At 65.6% G+C, this 17,124-nt stretch carries 16 protein-coding genes; 3 read left to right on the top strand and 13 right to left on the bottom strand.

Translation table 11 applies throughout. The features are described 5' to 3' along the window. Positions 1-4 precede the first annotated feature (4 nt). The 9 genes from ACVWYP_RS37325 to ACVWYP_RS37365 all read right to left on the bottom strand — a co-directional run bounded on the left by ACVWYP_RS37325 (position 5) and on the right by ACVWYP_RS37365 (position 9,683). A complete protein-coding gene (locus ACVWYP_RS37325) occupies positions 5-1,165 on the bottom strand; it encodes an iron-containing alcohol dehydrogenase (protein ID WP_304496836.1) in 1,161 nt (386 codons plus the stop codon). Positions 1,166-1,205: 40 nt separating this feature from the next. After that, the gene (locus ACVWYP_RS37330; protein ID WP_304496837.1) at positions 1,206-1,979 is read right to left on the bottom strand and encodes an enoyl-CoA hydratase; all 774 of its coding nucleotides are present in this window, start codon (positions 1,977-1,979) and stop codon (positions 1,206-1,208) included. 12 nt (positions 1,980-1,991) lie between these two features. Beyond that, entirely contained in the window at positions 1,992-3,002 is a 1,011-nt protein-coding gene (locus ACVWYP_RS37335; RefSeq protein WP_304496838.1) for an NAD(P)H-dependent flavin oxidoreductase, read from the bottom strand. Between the two features lie 21 nt (positions 3,003-3,023). Then, the gene (locus ACVWYP_RS37340; protein WP_304496839.1) at positions 3,024-4,211 is read right to left on the bottom strand and encodes an acetyl-CoA C-acyltransferase; all 1,188 of its coding nucleotides are present in this window, start codon (positions 4,209-4,211) and stop codon (positions 3,024-3,026) included. 15 nt (positions 4,212-4,226) lie between these two features. Then, positions 4,227-5,357 carry an acyl-CoA dehydrogenase family protein gene (locus tag ACVWYP_RS37345; RefSeq protein ID WP_304496840.1) on the bottom strand — a complete coding sequence of 377 codons (1,131 nt, stop codon included), beginning with the start codon at positions 5,355-5,357 and terminating at the stop codon, positions 4,227-4,229. 100 nt (positions 5,358-5,457) lie between these two features. After that, complete coding sequence (locus tag ACVWYP_RS37350) at positions 5,458-6,639, bottom strand: acyl-CoA dehydrogenase family protein (protein ID WP_028343319.1); 1,182 nt, start codon at positions 6,637-6,639, stop codon at positions 5,458-5,460. 12 nt (positions 6,640-6,651) lie between these two features. Then, positions 6,652-7,389, bottom strand: a complete 738-nt coding sequence (locus ACVWYP_RS37355; protein WP_253591184.1) for an SDR family oxidoreductase — start codon at positions 7,387-7,389, stop codon at positions 6,652-6,654. A gap of 51 nt (positions 7,390-7,440) precedes the next feature. Next, positions 7,441-8,985 (bottom strand): class I adenylate-forming enzyme family protein, encoded by a 1,545-nt coding sequence (locus ACVWYP_RS37360; RefSeq protein ID WP_304496841.1) that lies wholly within the window; start codon positions 8,983-8,985, stop codon positions 7,441-7,443. Positions 8,986-9,044: 59 nt separating this feature from the next. Next, the gene (locus ACVWYP_RS37365) at positions 9,045-9,683 is read right to left on the bottom strand and encodes a 2-hydroxychromene-2-carboxylate isomerase (protein ID WP_038387724.1); all 639 of its coding nucleotides are present in this window, start codon (positions 9,681-9,683) and stop codon (positions 9,045-9,047) included. Between the two features lie 206 nt (positions 9,684-9,889). Here ACVWYP_RS37365 and ACVWYP_RS37370 point away from each other — a divergent pair, with 206 nt between their 5' ends. After that, the gene (locus ACVWYP_RS37370) at positions 9,890-10,396 is read left to right on the top strand and encodes a winged helix-turn-helix transcriptional regulator (protein WP_026193238.1); all 507 of its coding nucleotides are present in this window, start codon (positions 9,890-9,892) and stop codon (positions 10,394-10,396) included. 47 nt (positions 10,397-10,443) lie between these two features. Here ACVWYP_RS37370 and ACVWYP_RS37375 read toward each other — a convergent pair whose 3' ends face one another. From ACVWYP_RS37375 to ACVWYP_RS37385, 3 genes are all read right to left on the bottom strand, one after another. Continuing rightward, positions 10,444-11,319, bottom strand: coding sequence for a PhzF family phenazine biosynthesis protein (locus ACVWYP_RS37375; RefSeq protein ID WP_304496842.1), 876 nt, complete (start codon positions 11,317-11,319; stop codon positions 10,444-10,446). Positions 11,320-11,346: 27 nt separating this feature from the next. Further along, positions 11,347-12,390, bottom strand: a complete 1,044-nt coding sequence (locus ACVWYP_RS37380; protein WP_304496843.1) for an alpha/beta fold hydrolase — start codon at positions 12,388-12,390, stop codon at positions 11,347-11,349. Positions 12,391-12,497: 107 nt separating this feature from the next. Beyond that, complete coding sequence (locus ACVWYP_RS37385; RefSeq protein WP_304496844.1) at positions 12,498-14,819, bottom strand: molybdopterin guanine dinucleotide-containing S/N-oxide reductase; 2,322 nt, start codon at positions 14,817-14,819, stop codon at positions 12,498-12,500. A 615-nt stretch (positions 14,820-15,434) separates the two neighbouring features. Between ACVWYP_RS37385 and ACVWYP_RS37390 the strand changes: the two genes are divergently transcribed. Then, complete coding sequence (locus ACVWYP_RS37390; RefSeq protein ID WP_304496845.1) at positions 15,435-16,094, top strand: hypothetical protein; 660 nt, start codon at positions 15,435-15,437, stop codon at positions 16,092-16,094. A 26-nt stretch (positions 16,095-16,120) separates the two neighbouring features. After that, positions 16,121-16,357, top strand: coding sequence for an HGGxSTG domain-containing protein (locus ACVWYP_RS37395; protein ID WP_304500374.1), 237 nt, complete (start codon positions 16,121-16,123; stop codon positions 16,355-16,357). A gap of 232 nt (positions 16,358-16,589) precedes the next feature. Here ACVWYP_RS37395 and ACVWYP_RS37400 read toward each other — a convergent pair whose 3' ends face one another. Beyond that, a complete protein-coding gene (locus tag ACVWYP_RS37400; protein ID WP_304496846.1) occupies positions 16,590-16,943 on the bottom strand; it encodes a hypothetical protein in 354 nt (117 codons plus the stop codon). Positions 16,944-17,124 lie beyond the last annotated feature (181 nt).

Genomic DNA, 17,124 nt, shown 5'->3' on the forward strand with positions numbered 1-17,124 from the left:
TGCCTCAGGCGGCGAGCTTCAGGATCTTGACGACGTCGGCGGGTTCGCGGATCGGCTGCGGGTTGGCCCGGGTGAAGATCGACAGCATGGCGTTCCGGCCGATCAGCTCAAACCGATCTTCGCCGACGCCGACATCGGCAAGCCGGCGCGGCAGGCCGAGTTCCGCGATGAACGCCGCGAAGGCTTCGCCGGCGTCACGCCCCGGCGCGCCGAGCGCGGCGGCGATCGATTGCTGGGCGGCTTCCGTCGCCGGGCGGTTGTAGCGGAGCACGCTCGGCATCATCACCGCCGTGCAGAAATAATGCGGCACATCGCAGGTGCCGCCGAGCACATGACCGATGGCGTGACTGGCGCCCATCGGTACCCGCGACTGCAATCCGAACGCCGACAGCCAGGAGCCCAGCTGGCAGCTCAGCCGCGCCGCCTCGTCGTCGGGTTTAGCTTTGGTGCGCAGCAGGCCGTCATGCAGATAGCGCAGCCCCTGCTGGCACACGGCGTCGACCAGTACGTTGGGGCGGCTGGAGCAGATCGCCTCGATGCCGTGATCCATCGCCCGCGTCCCGGAACCGAGCCAGAGCTTCTCGGGCGTATATTTCGTGATCGCGGGATCGAGGATGATGCTGCGCGGCATCATCATCGGATGGTTGAAGATCTGCTTCAGCTTGCGGCCGGTATCGGTGACCAGCGCGCCGGAATTGTATTCGCCGCCGGACAGCGTGCTGGGGATCGCGATCATCCGGACCTTCGGCGACCGGAATGGCCCGAAGCGGCGGTCCGGCGTGGTCTCGAAGCCGTCGAGGCCATCCGGCTTGAAGATCGCGTGCTCGATGCACATCAGCACGATCTTCGCCGCATCGACCACCGAGCCGCCGCCGATCGCGACCACGAGGTCCGCCTTGGCCTCGCTGGCCTGCCGCGCGATCTGCGTCACGACATCCCTCGTCGTGTGCTGCGGCACGCCGTCGAAGGTCGCGGCATGGCGGTCGCCGAGGGCTTGACGGATTTTCTCGATCTCGTCGGTCGTGGTGTTCAACGTCCGGCTGGCGATCAGGTAGACGCGCCTCGCGCCCAGCCGCTCGGCCTCCTCGCGCAGCGCTTCGGCTGCCGGCCTGCCGTAGATCACGGATTCCATGGTCGGGTATTGATGGCTGCCGGTGACGCGCATGCTTTCACTCCCTCGATGTGTCCGTGAGTTCCGCTGTCGGTCAGGCCGACAGCTTGGTGAAATCAGGCTGCCGCCGTTCGGCGAAGGCGGTAAAGGCCTCGCGCGCCTCGGGCGTCGTCAGCCGCTCCTTGAACAACACGCCTTCCTCGGCGATCTGCGCCGCGATCTTCTGCTGCTCGCGCATCAGCTTCTTGGTCATGCTGAGCGACCCCGCCGGCCGCCTGGTCAGCGCGACCGCCGCGTCATGCGCTCTCTTGCGCAGATCGGCCTGCGGCACCACGGCGTTGGCGAGACCAGATGCCAGCGCGCCCTGCGCGTCCATCGGTTCGCCGAGCGCGAACATCGCATAGGCGCGCGCATGCCCGATCCTTAAGGGAAGCAGCCAGCTCGACGCCGCTTCCGGAACCAGCGCGAGGTTGACGAAGGGCGTGATCAGCCGCGCGTTCTCGGCGAGATAGACCAGGTCGCAGTGCAGCAGCATGGTGGTGCCGACGCCGACCGCATTGCCCTGCACGGCCGCGACCAGCGGCTTGCCGACCTTGCTGATGGTTTCGATGAAAGTGTGGGCCGGACTGTCGACAGCGCTTTCACCGCGCGCCTGGCTTGCGAAGTCAGCCAGATCATTGCCCGCGGTGAAGCTGTCGCCGTCGCCCTGGAACAGGATCACCCGGACGGAGGCATCCGCCTCCACCTGCTTGAGCGCCGCGGACATGACATTGTACATGGCGCCGGTCAGCGCGTTCTTCTTCTCGGGCCGCTGCAAGGTCAGCGTCATGACGCCGGCGGCGATCTCAACCTTGACATGCTCGGTCATGGCACTCTCCCGTCAGGCGACCGCGCGGGCCGGCGTGGTTTCGAATTTGCCGTCGAGGAAGCCGGTCAACCGCTGCCGGATGATCGCTTCGGCTTCAGCCATGATGCGGTCGATCAGCTCCTTGACGGTCGGGATGTCATTGATCAGGCCGACCACCATGCCGCAGCTCCAGGCGCCGGCATCCATCTCGCCGTCGATCATCACCTTCGGATAGACGCCGGCGACCTGCTCGTGGATATCCTCGATCTTCAGCCTGGCGCCCCTCTCGCGCTCGATCTCGAGCAGCTCATCGACGCCCTTGTTCTTCAGCACCCGCTCGGTGTTGCGCAGCGCGCGCATCACGAGACGGGTGTCGAGCTCGTCGGCGTCGAGCAGCGCCTGCTTCACGTTGGGATGAACCGGCGCTTCCTTGGTCGCGATGAAGCGCGTGCCCATGTTCATGCCGGCCGCGCCCATCGACAGCGCGGCGACAAGGCTGCGCGCATCGGCCATGCCGCCCGAGGCGACGAACGGGATCTTCAGTTCGTCCGCCGCACGCGGCAGCAGGATCATGTTCGGGATGTCGTCCTCGCCGGGATGGCCGCCGCACTCGAAACCGTCGACGCTGACGGCGTCGCAGCCGATCTTCTCGGCCTTCAGCGAATGCCGCACCGAGGTGCATTTGTGGATCACCTTGATGCCGGCCGCCTTCAGCGCCGGCATGTACTGCTCCGGGCTGCGGCCGGCGGTCTCCACCGCCTTGACGCCGGCCTCGCGGATAACAGCGATATATTCCGGATAGGGCGGCGCGGTGAAACTCGGCAGGAAGGTCAGGTTCACGCCGATCGGCTTGTCGGTCATGTCGCGGCAGCGCGCGATCTCCTTGGCCAGCAGCTCCGGCGTCCTCTGGGTCAGGCCGGTGATGATCCCGAGGCCCCCGGCGTTGGACACCGCCGCCGCCATCTCGGCGAAGCCGACATAGTGCATGCCGCCCTGGATGATCGGATGCTGGATACCGAACAGTTCAGTGATTGCTGTCTTCACAAGTCTCTCCCGCGTTGCCGCTCAGTGGACGATTTCAAATAGGCCCGCCGCGCCCATGCCGCCACCGATGCACATGGTCACCACGCCGTATTTCGCCTTGCGCCGCCGGCCCTCGATCAGGAGGTGGCCGGTGAGCCGCGCGCCGGTCATGCCATAGGGATGGCCGATCGCGATCGAGCCGCCGTTGACGTTCAGCTTGTCCGGATCGATGCCGAGTTTGTCACGGCAATAGATCACCTGCACCGCATAGGCCTCGTTGAGCTCCCAGAGATCGATGTCGTCGATCTTGAGGCTATGCCGTTTCAACAGCCGCGGGATCGCGGCAACCGGGCCGACGCCCATCTCGTCCGGCTCGACGCCGGCGGCGACGAAGCCGCGGAAGATGCCGAGCGGCTTCAGGCCCTTCTGCGCGGCAACCTTGTCGCTCATGATCACGCAAGCCGAGGCGCCGTCCGAGAGCTGGCTGGCGTTGCCGGCACTGATGGTCTTGCCCTCGAACACCGGCTTGATCTTGGCGAGCCCATCCGCCGTGGTATCCGGCCGCGGGCCCTCATCCTTCGCCAGCGTCATCTCTTGATAGCTGACTTCCTTGGTATCCTTGTTGACCACGGCCATTATGGTCGTGATCGGCACGATCTCGTCGTTGAAGCGGCCGCCCTGCAGCGCGGCGCCGACGCGGCGCTGGCATTCGAGGCTGTATTCGTCCTGCTTGTCGCGCCCGATCCCGTAACGCTCGGCGACGACCTCGGCGGTCTCCAGCATCGACATGTACATCTCGGGCTTCATTGCCATCAGCTCGTCGTCGACGGCATGGAACCTGTTCATGTGCTCGTTCTGCACCAGGCTGATCGACTCGATGCCGCCGCCGATCGCGATCTCGACTCCGTCGAGCATGACAGAGCGGGCGGCGACCGCGATCGCCTGCAGGCCGGAGGCGCATTGCCGGTCGATGGTGGTGCCGGCGACCGTCACCGGCAGCCCGGCGCGGATGGCGCCCTTGCGCGCGACGTTCATCACCATGGTGCCCTGCTGCATGGCGCAGCCCATCACCACGTCCTCGACCTCGCCCGGCGCGATGCCGGCGCGCTTCACGGCTTCGGCCATCACATGACCGGCGAGGGTCGGGCCGTCGGTGTTGTTCAGCGCGCCGCGATAGGCCTTGCCGACGCCGGTGCGCGCGGTGGAAACGATGACTGCATCCTGTGACATGCTTGCCTCTCTGAATCAGGCGGCCGCGTCGAGCTGCGCATAGCGCAGCACGTGATAGGCGGGATCGCCGAACTGGATGTTGATGGAGGAAATCCGCTTGAAGTAGTGGCCGACATTGAGCTCGTCGGTCATGCCCATGCCGCCATGCAGCTGCACCGCCTGGTCGGCGACGAACTTGCCGGCATAGCCGATCTTCGACTTGGCACCCGAGGCCAGCCGGGAGACGCCGGCCTCATCGTCGCTGAGACTGAGGCTGAGATGCTGCATCAGCGACAGCGCCTCCTGATGCGCGATGAACATGTCGACCATCCGGTGCTGCAGCACCTGGAAGCTGCCGATCGTGACGCCGAACTGCTTTCGCGTCTTGGAATAGTCCAGGGTCGCAGCGTTCAGTTCGCCGATCGCGCCGACCGCCTCGGCGCAGAGCGCGCCGATGGCGCGGTTGCGGCAGGCTTCCAGCGCGGCGACGCCCTCGCCCTCGTTACCGAGCAATTCCGCGCGCACGCCGCGCAGGCTGACCTCGGCCGCCCTGCGGCCATCGATCGTCTTGAAGCTTTGCAGGTCGAGATTGGCCGCCCGGCGATCGACCACAAACAGGCTGACGCCGCCACGATCATGGCGATGGCCCGAGGTGCGCGCGGAGACGATCAGATAATCCGCCCACGGCGCGGCGAGCACCGCCGTCTTCTCGCCGGTGAGCACATAATCGTTGCCGTCGCGGCGCGCCGTGGTGGTGACGGTGGCGAGATCGAACCGCGAGCCCTTCTCGGTCCAGGCCAGCGCCCAAAGCTTCGTACCTGCGATGATGTCGGCGATGAACGCTTGCTGCTGCGCGTCGGAACCCGCCTGCTCGATCAAGCCACCCGCCACGACGACCGTCTCGACGAAGGGCTCCACGACAAGATGCCGGCCGAACTCCTGCATGATGATCATGGTCGACAGCGGCCCGCCGCCGAGCCCTCCGACCGCTTCGGAGAACGGTGCGGCGAGCAGACCGAGCTCGGCGAATTCAGCCCATTGCTTGCGGCCAAAACCCTCCTCGCTCGCGACGATCTTGCGCCGGGCATCGAAATCATACTGATCGCGCAGCAGCCGCTGAACGCTGGACCGCAACAATTCCTGCTCTTCCGTGAACTGGATATCCATCCCATCCTCGTTGCCGCTAAAGCGCGATGAGATGCGCCTTAGCTCCTTGTTTGAGCATGATCTCCTCGGAAAACCGCTTCACACTTTTCCGGATCATGCTCTAGAGTCCAAGCACCGCCTTGGCGATGATGTTGCGCTGGATCTCGTTCGACCCGCCGTAGATCGAGAGCTTGCGCGAGTTCAGATATTTCTCAGACGCGGTGTGGCCGTAGTCGGGGCCCGGCATGAAGTGGTTGGCGCTGACCGGATGCTCGCGGATCGCAAGCCCGTAATTGCCGATCGCCCGATGCGTCAGCTCGGTGATGTCCTGGAAGATTTCGGTGCCGCGGATCTTGAACAGCGAGGCCGCCGGTCCCGGATCGATGCCGCGCGCCATCTGGGCGACGACGCGAAGCTCGGTCGCCTCCAGCGCCAGCACGTCGAGCTCGACGCGGGCGATATCCCTGATGAACTCCAGATGCGCCGGATCGTCTTCCGGGATCTCCGCTTTGACGATCTTCTTCAGCCGCTCGATATAGCGCGTCGAACGGCCGATGCCGGCCATGCTGGTGCGCTCATTGCCGAGCAGGAATTTGGCGTAGGTCCAGCCCTTGTTCTCCTCGCCGATCAGGTTCTCGGCGGGAACGCGGACGTTCTCCAGGAAGACGTCATTGACCTCGTGCGAGCCGTCGATCGTGATGATCGGGCGCACCGTGACGCCGGGCGACTTCATGTCGATCAAGAGGAACGAGATGCCGGACTGCGGCTTGGCCGTGGGATCGGTACGAACCAGGCAGAAGATCCAGTCGGCATGCTGCGCCAGTGTGGTCCAGGTCTTGTGGCCGTTGACGATGTAATGGTCACCGTCGCGCACCGCTTTGGTGCGCACGGTGGCGAGGTCGGAGCCGGACCCCGGCTCCGAATAGCCCTGGCACCACCAGTCCTCGCCGGACAGGATACGCGGCAGGAATTTCCTTTTCTGCGCATCGTTGCCGAAGGTGTAGATGACCGGGCCGACCATGGTGACGCTGAATGCCAGCGGCGGCATGGTGCCGGCACGCGTCGTCTCCTGCTCGAAGATGAAGCGGCGGGTGATCGACCAGCCGGGCCCGCCATATTCCCTGGGCCAGAGCGGCGCGATCCAGCCCTTCTTGTGCAGGATGCGATGCCACAGCAGCATCTGCTCCTTGGAGAGATCGGTCTCCGGATTGGCGACGCGCATCTCCGCCGGATAATTGTCCTTGATGAAGGCGCGAACCTCGTCTCGGAACGCCGCATCTTCAGGGGATAGCGCGAGCTCCATCTGCAGGGCTCCCTACCACTTCTCGCCGAAGGGCCGGATTTCCAGTTCAAAGGTCCAGGCGCTCTTGGGCTGCTGATAGAGCTGCCAATAGGCGCCCGCGACCGACGCCGGCGGCATCAAGAGATCGGGATTGTCGAGCGCGTTCGGGCCGAGCGCCTCGATACGGCGCTGCCGGACCCATTCGGTGTCGACGCCGGAATCGATGATCAGATGCGCGACATGGATGTTCTTCGGCCCCAGCTCGCGGGCCATCGCCTGCGCCACGGCGCGCAAACCGAACTTGGCGCTGGCAAAGGCGGCATAGCCGCTGCCGCCGCGCAGCGAGGCGGTGGCGCCGGTGAAGAAGATGTTGCCCTCGCCGCGCGCCGTCATCAGCCGCGCCGCCTCGCGTCCGGCGAGGAAGCCGGAATAGCAGGCCATCTCCCAGACCTTGCGGAACACCCGCTCGGTGGTCTCGAGGATCGGGAAATTGACATTGGCGCCGATGTTGAAGATGCAGACCTCCAGCGGCGCATGCTTGTCGGCGTCATTGAGGAAGGCCGTGATCTCCTCCTCCTTGCGCGCATCGAGCGAGCGCGCGTGGATCTCGCCGCCGGCGGCCTCGATCTCCTTGACCAGCGGCGCCAGCTTGTCGCCGTTGCGGCGGCCGGCGAAGATCGTAAAGCCTTCCGAGGCGAACTTCTTGGCGATCTCGCCGCCGATGAAATCACCGGCACCAATGACGGCCACTGTCCTGTTTCGCTTCTGCATGGTGTACTCCGGTCTTGTTTGAGTGAACTGGCTCGCGGCGGCGGCTCAGCCTCAGCCGCGCAGCGACTCCGCCAGCTTGTGCTTCAGCAGCTTGCCCGTCGATGTCGCGGGCAGCGCGTCCATCAGGATAATCTCCGACGGCCGCTTGTACGAGGTGAGTTGCGGGGCAATATGCGCCATCAGGTCCTGTACGGTGGCGGTCGAGCCCTTGATCAGCTGCACAAAGGCGACCACCTCTTCATTGCCCTCGACCGGCCGGCCGACCACGGCGCACTGCACCACTGCGTCGTGCGTGCTCAGCACCGCCTCGATCTCGGCCGGATAGACGTTGAACCCGGAGCGGATGATCATCTCCTTGGTTCGCCCGACGATGTAGAGCGCATCATTCTCGAAGCGGGCCAGATCCCCGGTGTTGAACCAGCCGTCGGGATCGATCGCCTTCGCCGTCAGGTCGGGCGCGCGGTAATAGCCGCGCATCACGTTGGGGCCGCGAACATGCAGCTCGCCAACTTCGCCTGCCGCAACCGGCTTGAGGTCGCGGCCGACCAACTTGGCCTCGAGGCCGGGCATAACGGTGCCGACCGCATGGTCGGCCCGCGGGTTGTCGGGCCGGACGCCGGAGATACCCGGCGAGCATTCGGTGATGCCATAGCCGTTGAGCAGCGGCAGCCCGAGCTCCTGCTCGACCCGTGACTTGAGATCGAGGTCAAGCGGCGCGCCGGCCACCGAGATCACGCGCAACCGGCCGCGATCGAGCTTCGGCAGGCCGGCATTGCGCCGATATTCGAGCAGACGCTGATAGGTCGCGGGCACGCCGTTCAGGATCGTGATGCCCTCTTCAGTCATCGCCTTGACCAGCGCGGCCGGATCGTATTTCGCCACCAGACGCACGGTGGCGCCGATCATCAAGGTCATGGTCAGCAACGAGATGCCGACGATATGCGAGATCGGCAGCACGCAATATTGCACGTCATCGGCCGCCATCTTTCGGAAGCTTGCCGTCGCCCGGGCGCTGAACAACAGATTGCGATGGGTCAGCATCACGCCCTTCGGCGTGCCCGTGGTGCCGGAGGTGTAGATGAGAACCGCGACCTGGTTTGCGCCGTCGGCCTCGACCGGCTCCGCCACCGTTGCCAGGTTCAGGCCGGTGACGGCGACGCCGCGGAGCGGCCCGACATCCTGCACGGCGGCCTCGTAACGTGCGGCATGCGTCGCCGCTTCCTGCGAGACGTCGGCGGTCAGCAACACGCGGCGGGCGCCGCTGTGATCCCTGATCTGGTCGAGCTCACGCGGCGACAGCCGCGGATTGACCACGATGGACCAGACATCGAGCCGGCTCGCCGCCAGCAGCAGGCAGGCGAGCGGGATCGAATTCTCGCTCACGATCATCATGCGGTCGCCGGCGCGGATGCCGAGTGCCCGCAGCGCCTCGGCGACGCGACCGACCGTTCGGTCGAGCTCGCGATAGGTCAGCCGCATCTTGTCGTCGATCAGCGCCGGATGATCGGGCGTCGCCCCGGCGTGGTGATCGATCACCTCGTGGATGCGGTTCGGCAAGCCTTCCACACTTCCTTCAAACTGGGTCGACGCCTGCACTGAAACCTCCCTGTGACAGCCCTTTGGGCCTGATTTGTTGCCTTGAGGAATTTTCCCGCTCAGGCGGTCTTGCGCCGCCCCGCGGCCAGCTGCGCGACGATCTCGTCCTCGACCTCGCGCAGCTTGTCCTTGCCGAAGAAGATCTCGTCGCCGACAAAGAAGGTCGGCGAGCCGAACGAGCCGCGCGCCACCGCGTTGCTGGTGTTGTCGATCAGCTTCTTCTTCACCTCGTCCTGCTGGGCGCGGGCGATGATGCGGTCGATATCGAGGCCGGAGGACAGGAACGCTTCGCGGAACACCTGCGGATCGTCCATCTTCTTGGGCTCGGACCACATGTGGTGATAGGCGGCGCGAAAGTACGGCTCGAACAGCCCTTCGAAATCGGCAGCGACGACGCCGCGCATCAGCATCAGCGTGTTGACCGGGAAGAACGGGTTCGTCTTGAACGTCGTGATGTTGTGCCGGCGCAGGAAGCGCTCGGTCTCGAGCGCGTTATATTCCGGCTTGTTCTTGATGCCGCGCAGCGACTCGCCGGGCGACATGTTGCCGGTCGCCTTGTAGACGCCGCCGAGCAGCACCGGGATGTAGTCGAATTTCACGCCGGTGCGCTTCTCGATGTCGGGCAGCGCCAGTTCCGCCAGATAGGCGTTCGGACTTCCAAAATCGAAATGGAATTCGACCTTGAGTGGAGCAGCCATGGAACGCCCTTCCCTTCGATTGCCAGCGGCCGTCAGCCGCCGCGTTGATCGAGCCGGGACCTTAAGTTCTATTTTAGAACTGTCAATATGATATTTGTCATCCAATCGCCAAAGTGTGGCTTCAAACGAGGCATCCTATTGAAATGACGTTAGTTCTGTTTTAGAATTTTACTAAGCGATATCGTCGCCGGCCGCAGGAGATGCTGATGAAATGGGATGCCCTCGAGGAGGAGCCGTGCTCGGTGGCCCGCACGGTGGCTGTCATCGGCGACCGCTGGAGCCTGTTGGTCCTGCGCGAATGTTTCCTGCGCATCCGCAGGTTCGATGACTTCCAGGCGTCGCTCGGGATCACCCGGCATCTGCTTGCCGACCGACTGAAAAAGCTGGTGCGCTTCGGCGTGCTGCGCAAGATTCCGTATCAGGAGGCGCCGAAGCGTTACGAATACATCCTGACGCAGAAGGGGCTCGACCTCTATCCGATCATCATGTCGATCGTGCACTGGGGCAACGTCCACATGGTCGATTCGCGCGGCCGGCCGATGCTGCACGAACACAAGACCTGCAAGAAGATGTTCGATCCCGTCATGGTCTGTTCGGAATGCGGCGAGCCGCTGAGCGCGAAGGCGGTCCACGTGCATCCGGGCCCCGGTGCGCGGAAATCATCACCGGTGCACGCCAAGGCGCAGGAGCGGGCCAGGCGCGCCGCTGATTAGACCTGGATACTGTTTACGAAGCCGGCTCGCCTTGCGCTGGCGGCTGCTCAGTGTGACGGCGCAGCCATCAGCGCGACATTGCCGCCAAGCAGGCAGCCGACAGGACGGCCGCCGGCGAAGCCGATACGGACGCGAATCTCAGACAGCCGCCCCATCGCCCTGCCCTGCAGGATCCGGATCTCGTCGTCATCAGGAGCGACCAAGCCATAATCGAGCAGGCCGAACGCCAGCGCCGCGGCCGCAATGCCGGTTGCGGCATCCTCCCGATAGCCGGAGGAGCGCGGGAATTGCCGCGCCTCGAACAGGCGAGCCTTTCGGTCGATCACGGCGAATGGATAGAGCCCGGTCGATCCGATCCGGCCGCAGACCGCCTCGACGTCCCCTGTCGCGGGATCGAGCGCATTCAGCGCTTCGGGGGAGCGCATCGGGATCAGGGTCTTGATCCGCGATGTGACGGCATTGCACGGTGTTGTCGCATCGATCGCTTGCGGCCCGACCGCGAGCGCCCGCAGCACGTCATCGCGTTGCCCCGTGGTGAGCGGAACGGTCTTCCCGGCCGGCTGGGTGATCTCGACACTGGGCTCGCCGTGACGATCACGGCTGATGAAGCCGGTGACCGGACCGCTGCGCGTCGAGATCCGCATGGTGTCGCCGGGCAGCTTGCCCTGGCGCGCAAGCAGCCAGAGCGCACCGATGGTCGCGTGGCCGCACATTTCCATTTCGTGATTCGGAACGAAGAAACGGAACGTGGCGTCGAAGTCGTCGCTCTGCGCCGGCAACACGAAGCCGGACTCGTGACCGTGGCGGCGGGCGACGTCCTGCATCTCGGCGGCGCTCATGCCGCTTGCATCCACCACGATCGGACAGGGATTGCCGCCCTGCCCATCGACCGTGAACACACTGACCAGTTCCGCTGTCGTCATGATGTCGCTCGCTTGTGTCGCCGCCTCCTACTTGACCAGCGTCGCGCCGGTCTCCGGATGCTGCAGCCAGCCGAGCAGCGCCTCGTGGAAGCGCGCCGGCGCCTGGATCTGCGGCGAATGGCCGAGGTCAGGGAATTCGATCAGCTGCGCATGCGGAATCCGCTTCGCGGCCTCCTTGCCCAGTACCGGATAATTACCGAGCGTCTTGCGAATCTCCGGCGGTGCGGTGTCCTTGCCGATCGCGGTGGTGTCCTTGTCGCCGACGAACAGCAGCGTCGGCGGCTTGATCTGCTCGAATTCGTAGAACACCGGCTGGGTCGCGATCATGTCGTAGAGCCGCGCCGAGCTCGACGCCACGGCAGCGCGGCCCGGACCGCGATACATGCCGGCCAGCATCTGCACCCACGTCTCGTAGGACGCATCCCAGGTGTCGGCGTAATAGGTGGCGCGCTCATAGGCGCGGATGCTGTCCGCGGTGACGCGCGTCTCGCGCTGCATCCAGCCGTCGAGGCTGAGCCACGGCACGCCCTTGGCTTTCCAGTCCTCCAGGCCGATCGGATCGACCAGCACCAGCTGGTCGGTGGCCTCCGGATACATCAGGGCATAGCGCATCGCGAGCATGCCGCCGGTCGAGTGGCCGACCATGATCGAATGCGCGATGCCGAGCGAGGCGAGCAGCGCGCGGCTGTTGCCGGCGAGCTGCTGGAAGGTGAACTGATAGCGCTCCGGCTTGCTGGACTTGCAGAAGCCGATCTGGTCCATCGCGATCACGCGGTAGCCGGCGCCGCTGAGCGCCTTGATGGTGCCGTCCCAGGTCGCAGCACAGAAATTCTTGCCGTGCAGCAGCACCGCGGTCTGGCCGTTCGGCGTCGCCGGCTTGACGTCGAGATAGGCCATGTCGAGCTCCTGCCCCTGCGAGCTGAAGCGATAATGCTCCACCGGATAGGGATAGTCGAAACCCTGCAGCTCCGGTCCATAGGCCGGCTCGGCGGCCGATTGCGCCAATGCGTTGGACGAACCGAGCGCGACGGTCGCAGCGACGGCAAGGTGAAACAGGGTTTTCAGGTGCATCTGGACAGGTCCGAAAATCAGGGTCGATCTCGTGATGCCGTAGCCGAACGGCTGAACGCCATCCAGCACCCACTGATGATTTGTTCGTGATCGGCTGCGGTCCCCCTCTACGCCGGATCGAACGCCCGGATCGGCGGCAGATTGCCGTTGAAACGCTCGACCTCGACGCTCGTCAGCTGGCCGGTGCAGCCCTGCGCGAAGGATGACGTGCCGATGTCGCGCGTCAGCACGTTCGGATTGCCGTGCACGCAGAGCGGCGCATCCTCCTCGGGGTCCATCGGGTCGTACCAGGCGCCGGTCGGCAGCTGAACCACGCCGGGCGCGATCCCGTCGGTGACATGCACCGCGGCAAGGCAGGCGCCGCGCGCGTTGAAGATGCGGATGATGTCGCCGTCGGCGATGCCGCGCGCGGTTGCGTCGCGCGGATTCATGCGCGCGACCTCGCGGCCGCGATGCTTGGCGTCAAGCGAGTGACCACCGAAGTCGAGCTGGCTGTGCAAACGCGTCACCGGCTGGTTGGCGACCAGGAAGCACGGCGCGCCTGATGTCGGCGTGTCGGTCTTCTCGAGCCAGACCGGATGGCCCGGGCAATCCGCATCGCCATGACCTGCGATCTTCCGCGAGAAGATCTCGATGCCGCCGCTCGGCGTCGGCAGCGGCCGCGCGACCGGGTCCTCTCGAAAACGGCGCAGCGAGCCGCCGTCGTCGAGATGCTGCGGCACCACCAGGCTCCCGCGTTGCCAAAACTCCTCGAAGCTCGGGGCTTCGAGCCCGCGCGCGGCGAGCGCCTTGCGGGTCGGCTCGTAGAGATGTTCCAGCCATTGTCGCGACGTGCGCCCCTCGGTGAAGGGCTCGCGGGCCCCTAACCGCTCGGCGAGATCGGCGAAGATCTCGTAGTCGTCGCGCGCAAGGCCGAACGGTTCGGCGATCCGGTGCATCGCGACCATCAAGGGATCGTTGCTGGAATAGCCGATGTCCTCGCGCTCCAGCGTCATGGTCGAGGGCAGCACGATGTCGGCGTGACGCGCCGTGGCGGTCCAGGCGAGCTCGTGCACGACAAGCGTGTCGAGCCGCGCAAACGCCTTGCGCAGGCGGTTGAGGTCCTGGTGATGGTGGAACGGATTGCCGCCGGCCCAGTAGACGAGGCGGATGTCCGGATAGGTGCGCGTCTCGCCATTGTAGCGATAGCTGGTGCCGGGATTGAGCAGCATGTCGGCGATGCGCGCGACCGGAATGAAGTCGGCGACGCCGTTGCGGCCCTGCCCGAGCGTCGGCCCGGGCACCGCGTTGACGCGGCGACCGTAATAGCCGATCGCGCCGAGCGAATAGGCGTAGCCGCCGCCGGGCAGGCCGATCTGGCCGAGCGCCGCCGCCAGCACCATGCCCATCCACACCGGCTGCTCGCCATGCTCGGCGCGCTGCAGCGAATGCGACACGGTGATCAGCGCGCGCCGCCCGGCGAGCCGGCGGGCGAGCGTCTTGATGGTGCCGGCATCGATGCCGCAGATCGCCGCGGCCCATTCGGCGCTCTTGGGCACACCGTCGGTCTCGCCGGTCAGATAGCGCAGGAACACCGGCCAGCCCTCGGTGTAGCGATCGAGGAAGGCCTGATCGTGCAAGCCCTCGTTGACCAAAGTGTGGACGATGCCGAGCATCAGCGCGGTGTCGGTGCCGGGTGTGGCCGTCAGCCATTCGGCGCCGGCCTCGACCGGGAGATCGTCGCGCAGCGGACTGACCAGGATGAATTGGCAGCCGCGCCGCTGCGCGGCTTCCATCGCGCCGCGCTCGACATGCTTGCTGATCGAGCCGCCGGCCACCATCGAGTTCTTCAGCGCCATGCCGCCGAACGCCAGCACGATGTCGGTCTCGGCTGCGATCTGCTCCCAGGTGACGTTGCGCTTGGTGATGTCCTCGTAGCCGGTCAGGATCTGCGGCAGCAGCACCGAGGACGCGCCCGAGGAATAGGTGTTCACCGAACGGACATAGCCACCCATGGCGATGTTGAGGAAGCGATGCACCTGGCTCTGCGCGTGGTGGAAGCGGCCCGCGCTCGACCAGCCGTAGGAGCCGCCGAACACCGCGCCGGGGCCGATCGTGTCGCGGATCCGCGTCAGCTCGCCGCCGAGCAGATCGAGCGCCTGCTCCCAGCTGACCGAGACGAACTCGTCGCGGCCGCGGCGATCGTCCGGGCCGGGCCCGCGCTCGAGCCAGCCGCGGCGGATCGCGGGCTGCGCGATGCGCGCCTGGTGGCGCAGCGCGCCGGGGAAATTGTTGATGATGCCGTTCGGATCGGGATCGCCGGCATAGGGCCTGACTTCGAGACCCGCCTTGCCGAGCCGCGCCGAGAACACGCCCCAATGCGAGGTGTGCGGCTTGAATCCGTCGGACAGATCGAGGCCGGGATCGGGGTGGCCAATGGTCTCGCTCATCGATGCTCCTTCATCCGCAGGCCGGTTCATCCCAGGCCGGCGCCGCGCCTGTCGCAACGTTCCGGCCAGTATAATGATCCAATCGGCGCACGGTACCCGCTAACACGGATCGCACCGTGCCTTGCCGGCATGACTGCGCCTGACGGCGGCGGAACTCGCCACCGCAGGCAGGGCTGTCGCATATGCGCTCGATCCCTCCACAAACTCGTCATGCCCGGCCTTGTGCCGGGCATCCACGTCTTGGTTTCCGCGTGGAAAAGACGTGGATGGCCGGGACGAGCCCGGCCATGACGATGTGGAAATAGCAGCGCCAAGCTTTGCCCTGCCATATGCGATCGCCCTACTCGCCGCAGGCCCACGCCGCCAAAATATCGAAAACAACCCCATGCAAAGGAGCCCGGGGCTGGCGGCGCCCGACGAGGCCACTTGACGCGTCGGGCAAATCAGGGATACATTTCCAATATTCCGAAATCGTGCAAGCATCCCCTCGCCCGCAACAGCGGGCGCGACGGCTGCACGTGCGACCGAAACCCCCCTCCCAACAATCGACATCGCACCGGCTCCCGCAGCGAGCGATCGCCTGCGCTTGCCGCGCGCGTTCCAGGGACTATCGACATGACACCTGCACCTGAAATCACCGTGCCGACGATGGCCGCCGCAACCGGCTCGACCCAGGCTGCCGCAGCCCCGCGAATCAAATTCTCGTCGCACGGCTTCCGCATCGACCATCCGGATCCCGAGCTCGGCGCACAGCTGATGGCGAACGCACTGGGCGTCGCCGATCGCGACGCGATGGATGGCATCCTGCGGCAATTGGTCAAGGCCAGCGTGAGCGGCGGCAAACCCTGCGAGGTCAACCTCGCCTTCATGATCTCGATGGTGAGAAGCATCGGTCCGCGGGATTCCGTCGAGGCCATGCTGGTGGCGCAAATGGTGTCGGTTCATGTGATGGCGATGCGATGCGCCCATCACCTCGCGCATGCGAAGGACCTCGCCCAGCACGACAGCGCCGCGCGCGCATTGGGCCGGCTCGCCCGCACCTTTCCCGCCCAGATCGAGGCGCTGAACCGCCACCGCAGCCATGGCGAGCCCGCCATCACCGTGCAGAACGTGAAGGTCGAGGACGGCGGCAACGCCATCGTCGGCAACGTCACGCAGCACGCGAGCGTGATCGTGTCCGACAACAGCCCGGCATCCGCCGCGCGGGCACCGAGGTCCGCGGGCACCAGGCGACGGCGCGATTCCGCCGATGCCAGCCAGAACGCTCAGGCATGAGCGGCCACATCAGAACGCCCGGCCCGATGCTGGCCAGCCCGCGTTGTGGGGCTAGGACCCGCGCCGGCAGCTCGTGCCGCGCGCCGGCGGTGCACGGCAAGACGCGCTGCCGCATGCACGGCGGCGCCAAGGGATCCGGCGCGCCACGGACGAACCGGAATGCGCGCAAGCACGGCCGGTTCACCAGGGCTGCGATCGCCGAGCGCCGGCAGATACGGACGTTGTTGAGGGACGTGCGGAGGATGCTGGAGGGGATGAAGTGATTGCGTTTCGCAAATGGCCGCGCGCAAAAACGGCATTTAGGAATGTCGATCTTCGAGGCGTGTTGCACCAGCTCGACAGCAATGGAAACGTTCAAATGAAAATTGCGAAGATCGCACTGGCAACGGCTCTCATATTCGGGTCAATCGCAGCAGCGAGCGCTCAAGGCGGTGGTGGGGGTGGAGGCGGTGGTGCCGGTGGCGGCGGTGGTAACTCTCCCGCTGCGACCGGTGGTCAAGGTGCATCCAGCAGCCCCGGTGCAGCAAACCCGGGCGCGACGATGAACGATCCGAAGTCGAAGGAAGGCAGTGGTAGCGGCAGCGCCATGAAGCATGAGACGATGCCGAAGGACCACATGAAGAAATAGACCGCAGCGGAACTGATCGTCGTTCGCCCGCGCTCCTCAACGACCAATGGGCCGCCGGGCGTGAAATCCCGGCGGCTCATTCCCGCTAATGGATCATGAGGGCTGCGGCGATGCCGAACGCCGTGAGCGTTGCAACGGCCAAACTCATCAGGGTTATCGCTACAGGCCTGGGCATGAATATTAACCCGCTGACGCAGTAAAAGGTTGCTGGTTGCCGACATTGCCGCGTTCCGCGAAGACGACAACCACCCCGTCGCGGCCCCGCGGGCAAGGATCCGGATTCGGGGGGTCAGTGCACGAAAGCCAGCATCAGCGCAAAGGTGACCAGCGCGTAAGTGCTGGTGACGGTGATGCCCAAGTACAGACGCTCCATTGCGGCCTCCTGACCTCAAGGCGCCGCCC

This window comes from Bradyrhizobium sp. USDA 3262, assembly GCF_054060035.1.